Annotated in this window: 18 protein-coding genes; 15 read left to right on the forward strand and 3 right to left on the reverse strand. The window is 69.0% G+C overall.

All coding sequences use genetic code 11. From position 1 onward, the window contains the following. Positions 1-16 precede the first annotated feature (16 nt). The 4 genes from ACFOPI_RS09450 (at position 17) to ACFOPI_RS09465 (ending at position 4,727) form a co-directional block, all read left to right on the forward strand. Positions 17-991 carry a LysR family transcriptional regulator gene (locus ACFOPI_RS09450; RefSeq protein ID WP_382173264.1) on the forward strand — a complete coding sequence of 325 codons (975 nt, stop codon included), beginning with the start codon at positions 17-19 and terminating at the stop codon, positions 989-991. Between the two features lie 105 nt (positions 992-1,096). After that, on the forward strand, positions 1,097-2,509 hold the full coding sequence (gene tcuA, locus ACFOPI_RS09455; RefSeq protein WP_382173266.1) for an FAD-dependent tricarballylate dehydrogenase TcuA: 1,413 nt from the start codon (positions 1,097-1,099) through the stop codon (positions 2,507-2,509). Further along, the gene (gene tcuB, locus ACFOPI_RS09460) at positions 2,496-3,677 is read left to right on the forward strand and encodes a tricarballylate utilization 4Fe-4S protein TcuB (protein ID WP_382173268.1); all 1,182 of its coding nucleotides are present in this window, start codon (positions 2,496-2,498) and stop codon (positions 3,675-3,677) included. Before tcuA ends, tcuB begins: the two co-directional genes overlap by 14 nt. Positions 3,678-3,737: 60 nt before the next feature. Next, positions 3,738-4,727 carry a Bug family tripartite tricarboxylate transporter substrate binding protein gene (locus ACFOPI_RS09465; RefSeq protein ID WP_382173270.1) on the forward strand — a complete coding sequence of 330 codons (990 nt, stop codon included), beginning with the start codon at positions 3,738-3,740 and terminating at the stop codon, positions 4,725-4,727. Between the two features lie 18 nt (positions 4,728-4,745). On the opposite strand, the gene mnmA is transcribed toward ACFOPI_RS09465, so the two are convergent. Then, on the reverse strand, positions 4,746-5,867 hold the full coding sequence (gene mnmA, locus ACFOPI_RS09470) for a tRNA 2-thiouridine(34) synthase MnmA (protein ID WP_382173272.1): 1,122 nt from the start codon (positions 5,865-5,867) through the stop codon (positions 4,746-4,748). A gap of 149 nt (positions 5,868-6,016) precedes the next feature. Here mnmA and ACFOPI_RS09475 point away from each other — a divergent pair, with 149 nt between their 5' ends. The 11 genes from ACFOPI_RS09475 (at position 6,017) to ACFOPI_RS09525 (ending at position 14,329) form a co-directional block, all read left to right on the forward strand. Continuing rightward, positions 6,017-6,823, forward strand: a complete 807-nt coding sequence (locus tag ACFOPI_RS09475; protein WP_382173274.1) for a dioxygenase family protein — start codon at positions 6,017-6,019, stop codon at positions 6,821-6,823. A gap of 14 nt (positions 6,824-6,837) precedes the next feature. Further along, positions 6,838-7,482, forward strand: coding sequence for an esterase (gene ypfH / locus ACFOPI_RS09480; protein ID WP_382173276.1), 645 nt, complete (start codon positions 6,838-6,840; stop codon positions 7,480-7,482). Continuing rightward, entirely contained in the window at positions 7,479-7,943 is a 465-nt protein-coding gene (locus ACFOPI_RS09485) for a hypothetical protein (protein WP_382173278.1), read from the forward strand. Before ypfH ends, ACFOPI_RS09485 begins: the two co-directional genes overlap by 4 nt. Positions 7,944-8,096: 153 nt before the next feature. Next, positions 8,097-9,161, forward strand: coding sequence for an extracellular solute-binding protein (locus ACFOPI_RS09490; RefSeq protein WP_382173280.1), 1,065 nt, complete (start codon positions 8,097-8,099; stop codon positions 9,159-9,161). 4 nt (positions 9,162-9,165) lie between these two features. Next, positions 9,166-10,302, forward strand: a complete 1,137-nt coding sequence (locus tag ACFOPI_RS09495; RefSeq protein WP_382173281.1) for an ABC transporter ATP-binding protein — start codon at positions 9,166-9,168, stop codon at positions 10,300-10,302. Between the two features lie 5 nt (positions 10,303-10,307). Then, positions 10,308-11,177, forward strand: coding sequence for an ABC transporter permease (locus tag ACFOPI_RS09500; RefSeq protein ID WP_382173282.1), 870 nt, complete (start codon positions 10,308-10,310; stop codon positions 11,175-11,177). A gap of 4 nt (positions 11,178-11,181) precedes the next feature. Continuing rightward, a complete protein-coding gene (locus ACFOPI_RS09505; RefSeq protein ID WP_382173283.1) occupies positions 11,182-12,051 on the forward strand; it encodes an ABC transporter permease in 870 nt (289 codons plus the stop codon). A gap of 140 nt (positions 12,052-12,191) precedes the next feature. After that, positions 12,192-12,449, forward strand: a complete 258-nt coding sequence (locus ACFOPI_RS09510; protein ID WP_382173284.1) for a PepSY domain-containing protein — start codon at positions 12,192-12,194, stop codon at positions 12,447-12,449. A gap of 12 nt (positions 12,450-12,461) precedes the next feature. Next, entirely contained in the window at positions 12,462-13,001 is a 540-nt protein-coding gene (locus ACFOPI_RS09515; protein WP_382173286.1) for a cytochrome b/b6 domain-containing protein, read from the forward strand. Positions 13,002-13,030: 29 nt separating this feature from the next. Continuing rightward, positions 13,031-13,432, forward strand: a complete 402-nt coding sequence (gene arfB / locus ACFOPI_RS09520; protein ID WP_382173288.1) for an alternative ribosome rescue aminoacyl-tRNA hydrolase ArfB — start codon at positions 13,031-13,033, stop codon at positions 13,430-13,432. A gap of 153 nt (positions 13,433-13,585) precedes the next feature. Further along, on the forward strand, positions 13,586-14,329 hold the full coding sequence (locus ACFOPI_RS09525) for a hemerythrin domain-containing protein (RefSeq protein ID WP_382173289.1): 744 nt from the start codon (positions 13,586-13,588) through the stop codon (positions 14,327-14,329). 15 nt (positions 14,330-14,344) lie between these two features. Here ACFOPI_RS09525 and ACFOPI_RS09530 read toward each other — a convergent pair whose 3' ends face one another. Both ACFOPI_RS09530 and ACFOPI_RS09535 read right to left on the reverse strand, forming a co-directional pair. Further along, positions 14,345-15,703 carry a GAF domain-containing protein gene (locus tag ACFOPI_RS09530; RefSeq protein ID WP_382173291.1) on the reverse strand — a complete coding sequence of 453 codons (1,359 nt, stop codon included), beginning with the start codon at positions 15,701-15,703 and terminating at the stop codon, positions 14,345-14,347. Further along, positions 15,700-16,173 (reverse strand): pyridoxamine 5'-phosphate oxidase family protein, encoded by a 474-nt coding sequence (locus ACFOPI_RS09535; protein WP_382173293.1) that lies wholly within the window; start codon positions 16,171-16,173, stop codon positions 15,700-15,702. Before ACFOPI_RS09535 ends, ACFOPI_RS09530 begins: the two co-directional genes overlap by 4 nt. Positions 16,174-16,273: the final 100 nt, after the last annotated feature.

A 16,273-nucleotide genomic window follows, 5' to 3' on the forward strand; every position in this document is an offset into this window, starting at 1 on the left:
CACCACAGGCCACCCCATGGAACTGCGTCAGCTGCGGTACTTCGTGCGCATCGTCGAGCTGGGCTCGATGAGCCGCGCCGCGATCGAGCTGGACGTGGTGCAGTCGGCCCTGAGCCAGCAGATCACACGACTGGAAAGCGAACTCTCCACCCGACTGCTCAACCGCACGCCGCGCGGCGTGGCGCCCACCGAAGCGGGCGTGGCCTTTTTCCGCGAGGCGCAGCTGACCCTGCGCCACGCGGAGCAGGCTGCGCGGGCCGCGCAGCAGGCGCGCCTGTCGGGCTCGGTCTCGGTCGGGCTGGCCCCTACCACCTCGGCGGTGCTGGGCCTGCCGCTGATGCAGGCCATGCGCGAGCGCTACCCCGACGTGCGCCTGCACATGGTCGAAAGCATGTCGGGCCACCTCACGGCCATGCTGAATGCGCGCCAGCTCGACCTCGCGGTGCTGTTCGACACCCGCCTGCACCAGACCCGGCAGGACGGTGGCGGACGCGGCTGGAGTGTGCAGCCGCTGCTGGAGGAAGACCTGTTCCTGGTGCAGCGCGCGGGCGCTCCGTGCCTGCCCGCCGAGATCGCCATCGCCGGGCTGGCCGAGGTGCCCCTGATCCTGCCCACCGGGCCGCACGGCCTGCGCAGCACGCTGGACACGGCCTTCGCGGGCGCGGGCATTTCGCCGCGCGTGGTGCTGGAGGTGGATTCGCTGGCCATGGTGATGGCCGCGGTGGACGCCGGCCTGGGCGCCACGCTGCAGCCCTGGGCGGCCCTGGGGCGCTACCCGGACGCGGCGCAGCGCTTCCAGTGCGCGCGCATCACCGACGCACCGGCGCGCCGCGTGAACCTGCTGTGCAGCCTGTCGGACGACGAGCTCTCGCCGGCCGCGCTGGCCGCGCGCGTGGTGCTCAAGGACTGCGTGCGCACGCTGCTGGGCGAGGGCCGGTGGTCCGGCGCCACCGCCCTGGCGGCACTGCCCGACACCCATCACAACCCGTGATACCCCCATGACGTGGGCCCGCTGCACAGCGGGCGACGGTCTTCCTACAGTTCCTCATGCGCCGGATCGGCTCCGGCGTTCCCCGAGAGAACACGAAGGAGACCCATGTCAACGGACCCCGATGTCCTGGTGATCGGCGGCGGCAACGCCGCCCTGTGCGCCGCCCTGATGGCGCGCGAAGCCGGTGCCAGCGTGCTGCTGCTCGAAGCCGCGCCGCGCGAATGGCGCGGCGGCAATTCCGCCCACACCCGCAACCTGCGCTGCATGCACGACGCGCCGCAGGACGTGCTGGTCGACGCCTACCCCGAAGAAGAGTTCTGGCAGGACCTGCTCAAGGTCACCGGCGGCAAGACCAGCGAGGCCCTGGCCCGGCTGGTGATCCGCGCCTCGGCCACCTGCCGGCCCTGGATGGTGCGCCACGGCGTGCGCTTCCAGCCCTCGCTCTCGGGCGCGCTGCACACGGCGCGCACCAACGCCTTCTTCATGGGCGGCGGCAAGGCCCTGGTCAACGCCTACTTCCGCAGCGCCGAACGCCTGGGCGTGCAGGTGCGCTACGAGTCGCCGGTGGACCGCATCGAGATGGACGGCGACCGTTTCGTGGCGGCGTGGGTGAAGGGCGAGCGCATCACCGCGCGCAGCTGCGTGCTGGCGGCCGGTGGCTTTGAATCGAACCGTGACTGGCTGCGCGAGGCCTGGGGCCAGAACGCCCGCGGCGAATGGCCCTCGGACAACTTCCTGATCCGCGGCACGCGCTTCAACCAGGGCGTGCTGCTCAAGCAACTGCTCGACCTGGGCGCCGACCCCATCGGCGACCCGACGCAGGCGCACATGGTGGCCATCGACGCGCGCGCGCCGCTGTACGACGGCGGCATCTGCACCCGCATCGACTGCGTGTCCCTGGGCGTGGTGGTCAACCGCGAGGCGCGCCGCTTCTACGACGAGGGCGAGGACTTCTGGCCCAAGCGCTACGCCATCTGGGGCCGCCTGGTGGCGCAGCAACCCGGCCAGGTGGGCTTTTCCATCATCGACGCCAAGGCCATCGGCCGCTTCATGCCGCCGGTGTTCGACGGCGTCAAGGCCGACACCCTGCCCGAGCTGGCACACAAGCTCGGCCTCGATCCAGCCACCTTCATGCAGACCCTGAATCACTACAACGCCGCCTGCCGCGTCGGCCGCTTCGACCACACCGCGCTGGACGACTGCCACACCGAGGGCGTGGCCCCCGCCAAGACCCACTGGGCACGGCCCATCGACACCGCACCGTTCTACGGCTACATGCTCAAGCCCGGCGTCACCTTCACCTACCTCGGGCTCAAGACGGACGAGACCGCGGCGGTGCACTTCGGTAGCCGCCCGAGCGACAACCTCTTCGTGGCCGGCGAAATGATGGCCGGCAACGTGCTCGGTCAGGGCTACACGGCGGGCGTCGGCATGAGCATCGGCACCGCCTTCGGCCGCATCGCGGGCACCCAGGCCGCGCAGGCCGTGCTGAAAGGAGCGCGCCATGCACACGCTTGAAGCCCTGGCCCGCGACGCCCGCGCCCTGGCCCACGGCGAGGTCGTGCTGTCCGCGCCCGAAACCGAGGTCGCGCGCCAGATGCAGATCTGCAACGCCTGCCGCTACTGCGAAGGCTTCTGCGCCGTGTTCCCGGCCATGACGCGCCGGCTCGCATTCGGCCAGGCCGACATCCACTTCCTGGCCAACCTCTGCCACAACTGCGGCGCCTGCCTGCACGCCTGCCAGTACGCGCCACCCCACGAGTTCGCGGTCAATGTGCCGCAGGCCATGGCACAGGTGCGCGGCCAGACCTATGTGGACTACGCATGGCCGCCGACCCTGGGCCGGCTGTACCAGCGCCAGGGCCTGACGCTGTCGGTGGCATTGGCTGTCGGCCTCGCGCTGTTCCTGGTGCTGGCCGTGGTGCTGCAGGGGCAGGGCCTGGGCGCGCTGTGGACCGCGCCGGGCAGCGACTTCTATGGGATCTTCCCGCACAACCTGCTGGTGGGCCTGTTCGCGCCGGTGTTCGGGTTCGCCACGCTGGCGCTGGCGCTGGGCGTGCGCCGCTTCTGGCGCGAGATCACGCCCGCCACCAGCGGCGCGCCGCTGTCGACCCCCGCCACCACCGAGGCCACGGGTGCCGTGCTGCGCCTGAAATACCTGGACGGCGGCCACGGCGACGGCTGCCACAACGAGGACGACGCCCACACGCTCTCGCGCCGGCGTTACCACCACCTCACGTTCTACGGCTTCCTGCTGTGCTTCGCCGCCACCAGCGTGGCCACGCTCTACCACTACCTGCTGGCCCTGCCCGCGCCCTACGACCTGCCCAGCCTGCCCAAGCTGCTGGGTGCGGTGGGCGGCGTGAGCCTGGCCATCGGCACCGCCGGCCTGTGGCGGCTGAACCTGCGGCGCCATCCGCAACACGGCGACGCCGCGCAGAAGCCCATGGACCGCGGCTTCATCGCCCTGCTGTTCCTCACCGCCACCAGCGGCCTGGCCCTGTGGGCCGCGCGCGGTACGCCGGCCCTGGCACTGACGCTGTGCCTGCACCTGGGCGCGGTGATGGCGCTGTTCGCCACCATGCCCTACGGCAAGTTCGGCCACGGCATCTTCCGCACCGCCGCGCTGCTGCGCCACGCGGTGGAGAAGCGCCAGCCCAACCCGGTCGGCCTCGGCGCCGACTGAGCGGGCACTGCCCGCATCCGATCACCCTTCCCCCACGAACCTCACCGAGGAGACCTTGCCATGCAAAAAAGAGCCTTCCTGCGCGCCACCGCGCTCGCCCTGTCCTGCCTCTCGCTGGGGGGCCTTGTCCTCACGCCTGCACACGCCCAGGATTTCCCGCCGAAGAAACCGGTCACCCTGGTGGTGGGTTTTGCGGCCGGCGGTGCGGCCGACTCGGCCGCGCGTCTGATCGCGAAGAAGCTGGGTGAGAACATCGGCCAGTCGGTGATCGTGGAGAACAAGGGCGGCGCGGGCGGCAACATCGCGCACCAGTCCGTGGCCAAGTCGGCGCCCGATGGTTCGGTGCTGCTCTTCGGTTCGGTTGGACCGCTCACCATCGCGCCGCACCTGATGAAGCTGGCCTACGACCCCTTCACCGACCTGGCCCCCATCTCGGGCGGTGTCAACTTCCCCAACGTGCTGGTCGTGCACAAGGGCGTGGGCGTGAAGACGCTGGCCGAATTCGTGCATTTGGAAAAGAAGAAGCCCGGCAGTCTCGACTTCGCCTCCACCGGCCCCGGCTCGGCCTCGCACCTGGCGGGTGAGCTGTTCAACCAGCGGGCCGGCATCGACATGGTGCATGTGCCCTACAAGGGCGGCGCGCCCGCGCTGCAGGACCTGCTGGGCGAGCGCATCGCGGCCTACTTCTCCGCGCCGCCCACGGCCATGCCGCACATCGAGAGCGGCAAGCTGGTGCCCCTGGCCACCACCGGTCTCACGCGCCCGGCCTACCTGCCCAACATTCCCACCGTGGCCGAAGCCGGCTACCCGGGCTTCGAGGCGCTCAACTGGTACGCCTTCGTGGCGCCCGGCAAGACGCCGGTGCCGCTGCTCGACCGCTGGAACCAGGAGATCGTGAAGGTGCTCAACGACCCGGGCCTGAAAGAGGCCCTGATGCACCACGGGCTGACCCCCCAGCCCACCACGCGGGCCGATTTCGCGGCCTTCATGAAGAAGGAATCCGCCCAGTGGGCCGCCACCATCCAGGCCCGCAAGATCACCGCGGACTGACGCCGCAGACCAAGCCCCTCAGGGGGCGTTCGCGGCCTCGGTGTGGATCACGCCCCCGCCCAGACAGACCTCGCCGTCGTACAGCACGGCGCTCTGGCCGGGCGTCACGGCCCACTGCGGCTCGGCAAAGCGCAGCGTGAAGCCGGTGTCGTCCACTGCCAGCGTGCAGGCCGCGTCGCTCTGGCGATAGCGCGTCTTGGCCGCGATCTGCGTCGCCGTCGGGGCCTCGCCCGCCACCCAGCTCAGGTCCTCGGCGCGCAGGCTGGGCGCCAGCAGCCAGGGGTGGTCGTGGCCCTGCACCACCCAGAGGATGTTCTTCTCGACGTCCTTGCGCGCGACGAACCAGGGCTCGTGCTCGTTGCCGCCTTTCTGCGCACCCTTGGCTTTCACGCCGCCGATGCCCAGGCCCTGGCGCTGGCCCAGCGTGTAGAAGGAGAGGCCCACGTGCTGGCCAATCGTGCGGCCCGTCGGGTCCTTGATGGGGCCTGGTTCCTTGGCGATGTAGCGGTTGAGGAAGTCGCGGAACGGCCGCTCACCGATGAAGCAGATGCCGGTGCTGTCCTTCTTCTTCGCGTTGGGCAGGCCGATCTCGGCGGCAATGCGGCGCACCTCGGTCTTGGGCAGCTCGCCGACCGGGAACAGGGTCTTCGAGAGCTGCGCCTGGTTGAGCCGGTGCAGGAAGTAGCTCTGGTCCTTCAACGGGTCCAGGCCCTTGAGCAGCTCGTGCTTGCCGGCGGCCTCGTTGAAGCGCACGCGGGCGTAGTGGCCGGTGGCGATCTTCTCGGCGCCCAGGCGCATGGCGTGGTCCAGGAAAGCCTTGAACTTGATCTCGGCGTTGCAGAGGATGTCGGGGTTGGGCGTGCGGCCGGCCGAGTACTCGCGCAGGAACTCGGCGAACACGCGGTCCTTGTATTCGGCGGCGAAGTTGACGTGTTCGATCTCGATGCCCAGCACGTCGGCCACCGAGGCGGCGTCCACGAAGTCGATGTTGGACGAACAGTATTCGCTGTTGTCGTCGTCCTCCCAGTTCTTCATGAAGATGCCGATGACCTCGTAGCCCTGCTCCTTGAGCAGGTGCGCGCTCACCGCGGAGTCCACGCCCCCGCTCAATCCGACCACCACACGTTGCTTGTTTGCCATGGGGTGGATTATCCCAGCCGGTGTTCCCGCCGACCCCGGCTTCAAAAAATTGGAACGTGACCGGCGAGGGCTTCGAACGATGGCGCGCGGCGGCGCACCTACAGTGATTCCCATGCCGGTACAGCCGGCGCCACCCACCAGGAATCCGCATGTCCCGCCTGCCCACGCTCTTCATCTCCCACGGTTCGCCCACCTTCGCCATCGAACCCGGCCAGGCCGGCCCGGCGCTGACCGCGCTGGGCCAGACCCTGCCGCGTCCCAAGGCCATCCTCGTCGTCTCGCCGCACTGGACCACGCGAGAGCCGCGCGTGGCCACCACGCCGCGCCCGCAGACCATTCACGACTTCGGCGGTTTCCCGCCCGCGCTCTACCAGCTGCAGTACCCCGCGGCCGGCGCGCCCGACGTGGCGCAGCGCGCCATCGAACTGCTGCGCGCCGCGGGCTACGCGGCCGAGGCCGACACGCAATGGGGCCTGGACCACGGCGCCTGGGTGCCTTTGATGCACCTGCTGCCCCAGGCCGACGTGCCGGTGTTCCAGGTCTCGCTGCCCGCGCGGCTGGACGGCGCCGCTGCCTACGCCTACGGCCAGGCGCTGGCGCCGCTGGCCGAGGAAGGTGTGCTGGTGATCGGCTCCGGCAGCCTGACGCACAACCTCTACGAGGTGCGCTTTGACGCGCCCGATGCCAACGCAGAAACCTACGCAGTCGAGTTCGCGCACTGGATCAACGGTGTCGTGACCGGCCGCGACCACGCGCGCCTGCAGCAGACCATGGCGATTGCGCCGCACGCCCAGCGCGCCCACCCCACGGCCGAACACCTGTGGCCGCTGATGGTGGCCGCTGGTGCGGCGGGCGCCGAGGTGCCGGCCACGCGCATCGAAGGGGGGATCACTCATGGCGTGCTGTCGATGGACGCCTTCCAGTTCGGTGAGCTTCCCGACGCGGTGGCGGCGTGAACAGGGCGGCCCACATGGACACCCGCACCGAAGCGCCCGCGGGCGACCTCGTCCTTCACCGCCCCACAGCCCCCGCGCGCCAGCTGGTGCTGCTGTTCCATGGCGTGGGCGCGAGCCCCGAGGGCTTTGAGCCGCTGGGCCCCGCGCTGGCGCGCGAGGATCGCTGGGTGGTGGCGGTGCGCTCACCCTTCGCGTCCGATTTCGGCACCGGCTGGCAGTGGTTCCCGGTGCAGGGCGTGACCGAGGCCAACCGCGCCGAACGCATCGCGGCGGTGATGCCGCGCTTTGCCGAGACCGTGCTGCGCTGGCAGGCCCACACAGGGCTGGGCGCTTCGCAGACGGTGCTCGCGGGCTTCTCGCAGGGCGCGATCATGTCGCTCGAATCGACGCAGGCCGGCGAGCCTCTGGCTGCGCGGGTGGTGGCGATGTCCGGGCGCTTTGCCGTGCCGCCGCAGACCGCGCCGGCGGGCGTGGCCTTCCGTTTCATCCACGGCACGCAGGACCCGGTGATCCCGGCGGCGTTCAGCGCGCAGGGCGCACAGCAGCTGCAGGCCCTGGGCGCCGATGCCCGGGCCGACCTGCTGCCCGGGCTCGCGCACGGCATCGACCAGCGCGCCCTGGCGCTACTGGCCCTCGCGCTGGACGAGGGTGCGCCATGAACGAAGCCGACACCGGCCCGCGGCTGGCGCTGGACATCGGGGCGCACCAGACCGTGATCACCGCACCCGACGGCTTTGCCTGGACCTTGCCGGTCGGCATGGCTTCGCTGTGGGCGCCGTCGGCGTCGGGCCCGTCGGCGCTGGCGGTGGAGAACGGCATCCAGACCGTGGAGGACGCGATCGAGCGCATTGCGGCCCAGGTGCCGCGCGGCGCGCGCATGGTGTTGAGCGCTGGAAGTCTGGCGCCGTTGCAACGCGGCAGTGCCATTGCCGTGATGGCGCAAGGGTCCACTGGACTGGACGGCATCGAGCGCGAGTACCAGCTGCTGGCGGCCCGGGCGGTGGGTGCGCCCTCGGCGCGCGGCACCGGTTTTGACGATGCGGCAGGAGACGCGGTGCTGCTGATCCTGCGCGAGCTGATGCACCACCTGGGGCTGCGATCGCTGCACGGGCCGGACTGAACCTGGGCACACCGTGGCGCGCTGTCACGGGACTTTCACGTGCTTGACATACGCTGGGCTTTGCCGGATTCTGCGTTGCGCTGTTTCCGCCACGTCCGCCGCAATCCCGCGGCGGCGGTCCCTGTTTTCGTCACACCCTCTGAAAGCACACCCATGAAGAGCAAGATCTCCCGCGTGGCCCTGGCCGCGCTGCTGCTGACCGTTGGCGCCGCCCACGCCCAGGACAAGACCCTCCGCCTGATCACCTGGGCCGACTACGTGCCCAAGGACGTGATGGAGCAGTTCACCAAGGAGACCGGCATCAAGGTCGAGGTGACGCTCTCGAACAACGAGGAAATGATTTCCAAGCTGCGCGCCACCGCCGGCGCCGGCTTCGACCTGGCCCAGCCCAGCCAGGACCGCATCGCCGGTCCGCAGGCCGAATTCGGCATCTACAAGCCGATGGACCTCTCCAAGATCAAGTCCGAGCAGTTCATTCCCTCGATGCTCGAAGCCACCCGCCTGAACACCACCGTGGGCGGCAAGGTCTACGCCGTGCCGCACATCTGGGGCACCGACGGTCTGGTGGTCAACACCAAGACCTCCAAGGCGGCCGACTACACCGACCTGTGCGCGGCCGAGAACGCCGGCAAGGTCAGCATGCGCCTGAAGCGCCCGACCCTGATCGCCTTCGCCTTCTCCATGGGCAAGAACCCGTTCGCGCTGTACAGCGACGCCAAGGCCTATGGCGCGCTGATGGACGAGGTGGGCAAGACGCTGACCGAGTGCAAGAAGAACGTGAAGTTCTACTGGGATGGCAAGGACCAGCTGCTGGCCGGCATGCGCTCGGGCGAGCTGACCACCGCCATGATGTGGGACACCGGCGGCTGGGGCCTGAACAAGACCAACCCCGACATCAAGTACGTGGCGCCCAAGTCCGGCGCGCTGGGCTGGGTCGACACCTTTGCCCTGCCGGCCAAGGGCAAGAACGACGAGGCCGCCTACGCCTGGATCAACTTCAACATGCGCCCCGAGATCGCCGCCAAGGTCGCCACCTCGGCCGGCAACTTCACCGCCGCCAAGGGCGGTGACGCCGGCATGGACCCGGTGCTCAAGAAGCAGTTCGCCGACAGCTTCCCCGAGGCCGCGCTGAAGAACATCAAGTGGTACCCGGCTGTGCCCGCCGGCATCGAGGACATCGAAGGCCGCGTGCTCGACCGCATCAAGGCCGCCAAGTAAGCCGATGCCCGCCGCCTCCGCCGTAACCGCTGCCGCCGCAGCGGACCGCGCTGGCGCCTACGACCTCCAGATCCAGACCGTCCGCAAGCGCTATGGCGCGTTTGCGGCGGTCGACGACCTGAGCTTCGGCGTCCGTTCCGGTTCCTTCTTCTCCATCCTCGGGCCTTCGGGCTGCGGCAAGACCACGCTGCTGCGCATGATCGCGGGCTTCATCGCCCCCGACGCGGGCGACATCGTGATCAAGGGCCAGTCCATGAACGGCGTGCCGCCCAACCGGCGGCCGGTGAACATGGTGTTCCAGCACTTGGCGCTGTTCCCGATGATGACGGTGAGCGAGAACATCGCCTACGGGCTGGAACGGCGAGGTGTGAAGGGTTCGACGGCCAAGGCCAGGGTCACCGACATGCTGCGGCGCGTCGGGTTGCCGGGCAGCGAGGGCAAGCGCATCGACCAGCTCTCGGGCGGGCAGAAGCAGCGCGTGGCGATCGCGCGCTCGCTCGTGCTCGAACCCGCGCTGCTGCTGCTGGACGAGCCCCTGGGCGCGCTGGACCTCAAGCTGCGTGAGCACATGAAGGTCGAGCTCAAGCAGTTGCAGGCCGAGGTCGGCACCACTTTCGTCTACATCACGCACGACCAGTCGGAAGCGCTGGTCATGTCCGACCAGGTCGCGGTGATGAACCACGGGCGCTTCGAGCAGCTCGGTTCGCCGCAGGACCTTTATTACCAGCCGCAGACCGCGTTCGTCGCCGGTTTTGTCGGCCACAACAACCGCATCGAAGGCCAGATCGAAACCCGCAACGGCGAGCAGGTGCTGCTGCGCACCGGCGGAGGCCTGGGCCTGTGGGCGCAGCGCGTCGGCGCGGTGGACCAGGGGCAGACTGCCAGCCTGTTCATTCGCCCCGAAGCCATCGAGATCGGGCGCAGCCCGCGCGAGCTGCCCGCGGGTGAGCCGGCCTGGAGCGCGACCGTGCAGGCCGTGCTGTTCGACGGCGGCAACTCCACGGTGCAGGTGCAGGAAGCACGCACCGGCACGCCGCTGCAGATCGCGCTGCCGCTGACCGGCCGCCTGGCCGACCTGCGTGCGGGCGAAACCGTCCACTTTTCGTACCAGCCTTCACAGGCCTGGTGCTTTGCGGCCTGAGCACGATGGACGTCGCAACCCACCGCCGCTGGATGTTGCTCTTCCTGCTCGCGCCGGCCCTGCTGTGGCTGGGTGGACTGGTGGTGCTGCCGCACGTCGAGCTGGCCCTGCTGTCGCTGCAGGCGCGCGTGGGGCCGGGCCAGTACGCGGCCAGCCTGGACCAGTACCGCACCTTCGTCGACGAGCCGCTGTACTGGAACACCTTCGTGCGCACGGCGGTCATGTCGGTGCTGGCGACGCTGTTCACGCTGCTGCTGGCCTTTCCCGCCGCCTGGTACATCGCCAAGGTCGCCCAGGGGCGGCTGAAGATGGTGATGCTGGTGCTGTGCCTGCTGCCGTTCTGGGTCAGCGAGATGGTGCGCACCCTGGGCTGGCTGATCCTGCTGCGCGAGACCGGCGTGATCTCGCGGCTGTTGCAAGCCACCGGCCTCGCGAACCAGCCGGTCGAGCTGCTGTACCACGACGCGACCATCCTCGTGGGCCTGGTCTATGCCTCGCTGCTGTTCATGGTGATCCCGCTGGTCAACAGCCTGGAGAGCCTGGACGACAGCCTGATCGAAGCAGCCTACGACCTGGGCGGCAGCACGGCCAACATCGTGCGCCGCATCGTCATCCCGCACGCCGCGCCCGGTATCGCGGCCGGCTCCATCGTGGTTTTCATGCTCTGCCTGGGTAACTACCTCACGCCCACGCTGCTGGGCGGCAAGGACTCGCTCTGGTTCACAGAGCAGATCTACACCCAGTTCATTACCCGCTTCAACTGGAACCAGGGCGCGGCCTTTGGTTTCCTGCTGCTGTTCCTCTCCAGCCTGCTGGTGTGGGCGGGGCTCAAGCTCACCGGGCAACGGTTTGGCGCGGTCATGAAGGCGAGCTGACGCGATGATTCCGAGCCTTCCCAGACCCGCCTCGCAACGCTACGGCCTGGCTGCCTTCGTCGGCGCGTTCTTCGTCTTTCTGTTCGTCCCGCTGGTGGTGGTGGCGGTGTTCGCGTTCAACAACGCCGACTACCCGACCCCGCCCTGGATGGGCTTCACCTTCGACTGGTTCACCGCGGACACCGACGCGCGCACCGGCCTGCTGCACGACGCCGAACTGCTCAAGGCCATCGGCGTGAGCGCCTGGGTGGCGCTATGGGTGACGGTGCTGTCGGTGGTGGTGGGCACCTGCAACGCCTTCCTGCTGGAGCGCTTCGAGTTCCCGGGCAAGAGCGCGGTGGCGCTGCTGTCCATGGTGCCGCTGGTGATTCCGGGTGTGATCCTGGGCATCTCCATCCTCGCCTTTGCCAGCCGCATCGCCAACTTCGCCGACGCGACCTGGGGGCTCGAACTGGAGTTCCTGCGGCCCGGTCTGCCGCTGGTGATCCTCGGCCAGTTCAGCTACATCGTGACCATTGCCACGCTCACCATTTCGGCCAGCCTGCGCCGCTTCGACCGCACGCTCGAAGAAGCGGCGCTGAACCTCGGCGCCAGCCGCGCCGCGGTGCTGTGGACCATCACGCTGCCCTACCTGCGGCCGAGCATGATCGGCGCGGCGGCCATGGCCTTCCTGATGTCGTTCGAGAACTTCAACACCACGCTGATGCTGGTGGGCTCGGACGCGCCGCTGACTGTGCTGATGTACGGCCGCATGCGCGAGGGCGCGACACCGGTGCTCAACGCCGTCAGCCTGTTCCTGATGGTGGCCTCGGCCCTGCTGGCGGTGCTGCTGATGTGGCGCAGCGGACGCGAGCAGCGCCCCGAATCCGCCTGAGACGGGGCGGTGACCGCACTCAAAAGCGGTTGTACAGACGGTCACACAAACACACAGCTCATTTAAGGTCGGGCTAATCCGGCATCGCTTCAATACCCATACCAGCACGTGCTGGGGTGCTATTGAAAAGGATGTTCCCGATGAAATCGATTGCTGTCGCTGCCCTCATGGTCGCCGTCTCCGGTGTCGCTCTGGCCGGTCCCAAGTGCGAGCAGCCCAAGGAAAAGTGGATGCCCGAAGCCCAGTTCAAGAAGGGCCTCGAAGACAAGGGCTACCAGATCAAGACCTTCAAGGTCTCCAGCGGCCAGTGCTACGAGATCTATGGCTTCGACAAGGCCGGCAAGAAGGTCGAGATCTATTTCGACCCCGTGACCGCCGCGGTGCTCGAAACCAAGTGATGCTGTGACGCGATGAAGACCCCTGCGCTCTCCGAGGCCAGCCGCCCGGTCTGGGACCTGTTTGTCCGTGTCTTTCACTGGACCCTGGTCGGAACGGTGCTGCTGAATTACTTCGTGCTCGAAGAGGGCGAAACGCTTCACGAGTGGGCCGGCTACCTGGCCGCCGCACTCGTGACCGCGCGGATCGTCTGGGGCTTCATCGGTTCGCGCCATGCGCGCTTTTCGGATTTTTTCCCGACGCCTGCGCGCCTGCTGCGGCATGTCCGCGCCATGCGTTCGGGACACATTGAACACCACTGGGGCCACAACCCGCTGGGCGCCCTGATGATGTTCCTGCTCATGGGCCTCGTGCTGGCCCTGGGCGTCACCGGCTGGATGCAGGGACTGGACGCCTTCTGGGGCGAGGAGTGGCTGCAGGAGCTGCACGAGCTGCTGGCCCATGCGCTGCTGCTGTCGGCCGGCGTGCACGCCGCCTCGGCCATCGTGATGGGGCGCATCGAGCGCACGCGCCTGGTCAAGGCCATGGTCACGGGTGTGAAAGAACGTTATTGAAGGCCCCGCGTGGCACACTGCCACGCACCATGCTGCGCATCGATCCTTCCGAAGTGGAGTTCACCGCCATCCGCGCGCAAGGCGCGGGCGGACAGAACGTCAACAAGGTCTCCAACGCCGTGCACCTGCGCTTCGACGTGGCCGCGTCCTCGCTGCCCGAGGCGGTGAAGGCGCGCCTGCTCGCGCACGGCGACCAGCGCATCACCGAGCAGGGCGTGATCGTCATCAAGGCCCAGACCAGCCGCAGCCTGGAGCAGAACAAGGCCGACGCGCTGGCGCGGCTGCAGGCGCTGGTGAACGCCGCCGCCCATGTGCCCAAGGCGCGTAAGCCGACGCGGCCCACGCTGGCGTCCAAGCAGCGGCGACTGGCCGGCAAGGCCAGCCGTGCGCAGATCAAGCAGGGGCGCGGCCGGGTGAGCGGTTCTGAGTGAATCGGCGCGCTTAAGGTGTTTTTAGGATGTTCTTAAGCGCTATTTAGCAGCGCGTCCGGACACGGATTTCTAGACTTTCTTCCATGGCAGACAACGCATGGGGCGCTGTCGCCAGGCAGCAAAAGCGGACCCGGTCCGCACAAGGAAGTCATCATGAAATTCACCCAACAGGAAATGAAACAGCTGGCCGAAGCCAGCCAGGCCGCCGGTCGTGAGGATCTGTACGCCGGCATCCACAAGGCGCTGCGCGCCGTCATGACCGAGTGCCTGCTGGCGGTCGGCCGTGCCGACCCGACGGACCCACAGGACGTGACCGATGCCGGGGCCCGCGTCTGCGCGCTGATGGACCTGTGCGTGTCCCACGTGCACCACGAGAACAACTTCGTGCACCCCGCCATCGAGGCGCACACACCGGGCCTGAGCGCCGACGTGGCGCACGAGCACCTGGGCCACCTCGAGCAGATCGCCCGCCTGCGGGCGGCGGCGCGGCAGCTGGACACGCTGGACGGCGCAGCGCTGGCGGGTGCCCTGCACAAGCTGTACCTGGATCTGTCGCTCTTCTTGGCCGAGAACCTGCGCCACATGCACGTGGAGGAAACGGAACACAACGCAGCCCTGTGGTGCGCCTACACCGACGACGAGCTGCGCGCGATCCACGGTGCGCTGGTGGCGACCATCCCGCCGGGCGAGATGATGCAGGTGATGCGCTGGATGCTGCCGCAGATGAACGCGCCCGAGCGGCTGGCGGTGCTGGGCGGCATGCGCCAGGAGGCGCCGGAGCCGGTGTTCCGCGCGGTGCTCGACGTCGTGCAGCCGCACCTGTCTCAGCGCGACTGGGCCAAGCTGAGCGGTGGGCTGGGCCTGCCCGCCGTGCCCGGGCTGGTGGATGCGGTGTGAGCCGCCGGTCGACTCTCAGGCCTGCACGGTCTGGAGGTGGACCGCGGCGCCCACCTGCAGGCGGAAGCGCCCGCGGCCGGTCTTCTCGATGCGCAGCGCCGGGCACTGCTCCTGCAAGCGGCGCGAGAGCAGCAGCAGCCGCGCCTCCAGGTTGTCCACCACATCGGGCAGACCCAGCCCGGGGTCGAGCCGAAGTTCGCGGTTGCAGAACTCCTGGCGGCCCTCGCTGCGGTGGACCTGCAAAAGCTTCCAGAGGATGGCGCCGGCCACGCCTTTGATGAGGTAGGCGTTGTTGATGAAGACACTGTGGTTGGCCGGGTAGTAGCGCACTTGCAGGGCCGGTCCCGGGGGCGGCCTGACCACCGGCACAGGCGTGTCGTCGGCGTGGGCGTGGGCGTCGGCCGCTTCCGGCGTCTCCTGCATCAGGTCGATGGCCGCGGCCAGCTGCCCCGCCAGCGTGACCAGCAGATCCTCGTCCTCGAAGCTGAAGCGCAGGTCCTGCGGGCTCTCGACGAACAGCACGCCCAGCACCCGGTCGCCCGAACGCAGCGGCACCGCCAGCTGGCTGTGGGGTTCGGGCAGTCCGGGGTAGGGGATCTCGGTCATGTCGGCCGGCGCCAGGCCCCGGTCTTCGAGACCGATGCGCACCGCCTGGCTGTAGAGGTAGGCACTGGTCATGTGCATGATGCGCACCGGCGTGCCCTCGCGGGCGGCCACGCCGATCACGCCGTCGCCCAGCGCAATCTCCGAGCCCACACCGGAGGTCGCATATCCCCGGCTGGCCACGGTGTAGAGGCGCTGCGTGGCCGGGTCGAGGATCAGGACCATCGAATGGGCAATGTCCATGTCGTGTTCCAGCGTCTGCAGCGTGGCCTCCAGCGCCTCGTCCAGCGTGGTGGCGCGGGCCAGCCGCTCGCTGCCGCGGCGCAGTGCGCCCAGCAGGCTGCAGCGCGGCGCGCCGCCGGGCAGCGGTTCACCGGCCACCCGCTCGATGTCCAGCACCTCGTAGATGTCGGAGCCGCGCAGCACGAAGACGCTGGCCATGCCGCTGTGCGAGGCGATGCCCGCCAGCTGGGCCTTCATGCTCTCGAACACCGGGCCACCGGTTTCGGTGCGCAGGTAGCGCAGGTGCAGCCGGTAGAACTGCGCCGTCACCGGGTGCAGCACCAGCACCGTGGCGCGCGGGTGCTCCAGGATGTTGCGGCGCGTCTTGTTGAAGAACTGGAACGACAGCGCCACGTGCCGCTCGTCCACATGGAACACCTGCGAGATGTAGGCGACGTTGGGCGTGCCGTCGGCCGCGGTGGTGGCCATGATGGCCGGGATGACCCCTTCCAGGCAGGGCCGCACCTCGCCCAGGCCGATCTTGTTCACCGGACCTCCCGCAGCGGCTGCCCTGCCTGGGGGCCGGGGGTCTGGTCGAAGGCCTGTTCCGGCGCGAAGGTGATGGCGCTCAGGTCGTCCAGCCGGTGGGCCAGCATGGCGGCGGCGAAGTCCGGGGCGAAGCCGATGAGTCCCAGCTCGCCCTGCATGGCCTGCAGGTAGCGCTGCAGGGCGGGCGCGTCGTCGGGCGTGACCTCGCGCAGGCGCGCACCGTTCGATTTCAGCTGCACCGTGCGGTGGCTGTGGGGCTCGCTGAACACCACCGCGACCCGACCGGTGCGGGCCACGTCGCGCAGCAGTTGCGCCGACTGCGCGCGGTTGAGGAACACCGTGATCTGGTCACCCTGCGGGGTCACCTGGCTGCCCACCGCGCGCATGAGGCTGGGGGTCAGGTCGGGTCCGCAGGAACTCACGATGACCGACACCCCGCGCGCCATCATGGCCAGCAGTTCCTGGGGCAACAGCGGGGGAGTGCCTGGTGTTTCCAAGTGGGGCAGCGCCTGGGTCGGGAAAACCGTGGGTAGGAGCCGCCGATGATAGTGAGCCGCCTGTGCGCGGCCA

The organism is Hydrogenophaga luteola, from assembly GCF_042648585.1.
GTDB lineage: Bacteria > Pseudomonadota > Gammaproteobacteria > Burkholderiales > Burkholderiaceae_C > Hydrogenophaga > Hydrogenophaga luteola.

What these genes read in the sequence shown, in the direction of transcription:
- ACFOPI_RS09450 (WP_382173264.1), top strand. Translation starts at nt 17, where the DNA reads ATGGAACTGCGTCAGCTGCGGTACTTCGTGCGCATCGTCGAGCTGGGC.
- tcuA (WP_382173266.1), top strand. Translation starts at nt 1,097, where the DNA reads ATGTCAACGGACCCCGATGTCCTGGTGATCGGCGGCGGCAACGCCGCC.
- tcuB (WP_382173268.1), top strand. Translation starts at nt 2,496, where the DNA reads ATGCACACGCTTGAAGCCCTGGCCCGCGACGCCCGCGCCCTGGCCCAC.
- ACFOPI_RS09465 (WP_382173270.1), top strand. Translation starts at nt 3,738, where the DNA reads ATGCAAAAAAGAGCCTTCCTGCGCGCCACCGCGCTCGCCCTGTCCTGC.
- mnmA (WP_382173272.1), bottom strand. Translation starts at nt 5,867, where the DNA reads ATGGCAAACAAGCAACGTGTGGTGGTCGGATTGAGCGGGGGCGTGGAC.
- ACFOPI_RS09475 (WP_382173274.1), top strand. Translation starts at nt 6,017, where the DNA reads ATGTCCCGCCTGCCCACGCTCTTCATCTCCCACGGTTCGCCCACCTTC.
- ypfH (WP_382173276.1), top strand. Translation starts at nt 6,838, where the DNA reads ATGGACACCCGCACCGAAGCGCCCGCGGGCGACCTCGTCCTTCACCGC.
- ACFOPI_RS09485 (WP_382173278.1), top strand. Translation starts at nt 7,479, where the DNA reads ATGAACGAAGCCGACACCGGCCCGCGGCTGGCGCTGGACATCGGGGCG.
- ACFOPI_RS09490 (WP_382173280.1), top strand. Translation starts at nt 8,097, where the DNA reads ATGAAGAGCAAGATCTCCCGCGTGGCCCTGGCCGCGCTGCTGCTGACC.
- ACFOPI_RS09495 (WP_382173281.1), top strand. Translation starts at nt 9,166, where the DNA reads ATGCCCGCCGCCTCCGCCGTAACCGCTGCCGCCGCAGCGGACCGCGCT.
- ACFOPI_RS09500 (WP_382173282.1), top strand. Translation starts at nt 10,308, where the DNA reads ATGGACGTCGCAACCCACCGCCGCTGGATGTTGCTCTTCCTGCTCGCG.
- ACFOPI_RS09505 (WP_382173283.1), top strand. Translation starts at nt 11,182, where the DNA reads ATGATTCCGAGCCTTCCCAGACCCGCCTCGCAACGCTACGGCCTGGCT.
- ACFOPI_RS09510 (WP_382173284.1), top strand. Translation starts at nt 12,192, where the DNA reads ATGAAATCGATTGCTGTCGCTGCCCTCATGGTCGCCGTCTCCGGTGTC.
- ACFOPI_RS09515 (WP_382173286.1), top strand. Translation starts at nt 12,462, where the DNA reads ATGAAGACCCCTGCGCTCTCCGAGGCCAGCCGCCCGGTCTGGGACCTG.
- arfB (WP_382173288.1), top strand. Translation starts at nt 13,031, where the DNA reads ATGCTGCGCATCGATCCTTCCGAAGTGGAGTTCACCGCCATCCGCGCG.
- ACFOPI_RS09525 (WP_382173289.1), top strand. Translation starts at nt 13,586, where the DNA reads ATGAAATTCACCCAACAGGAAATGAAACAGCTGGCCGAAGCCAGCCAG.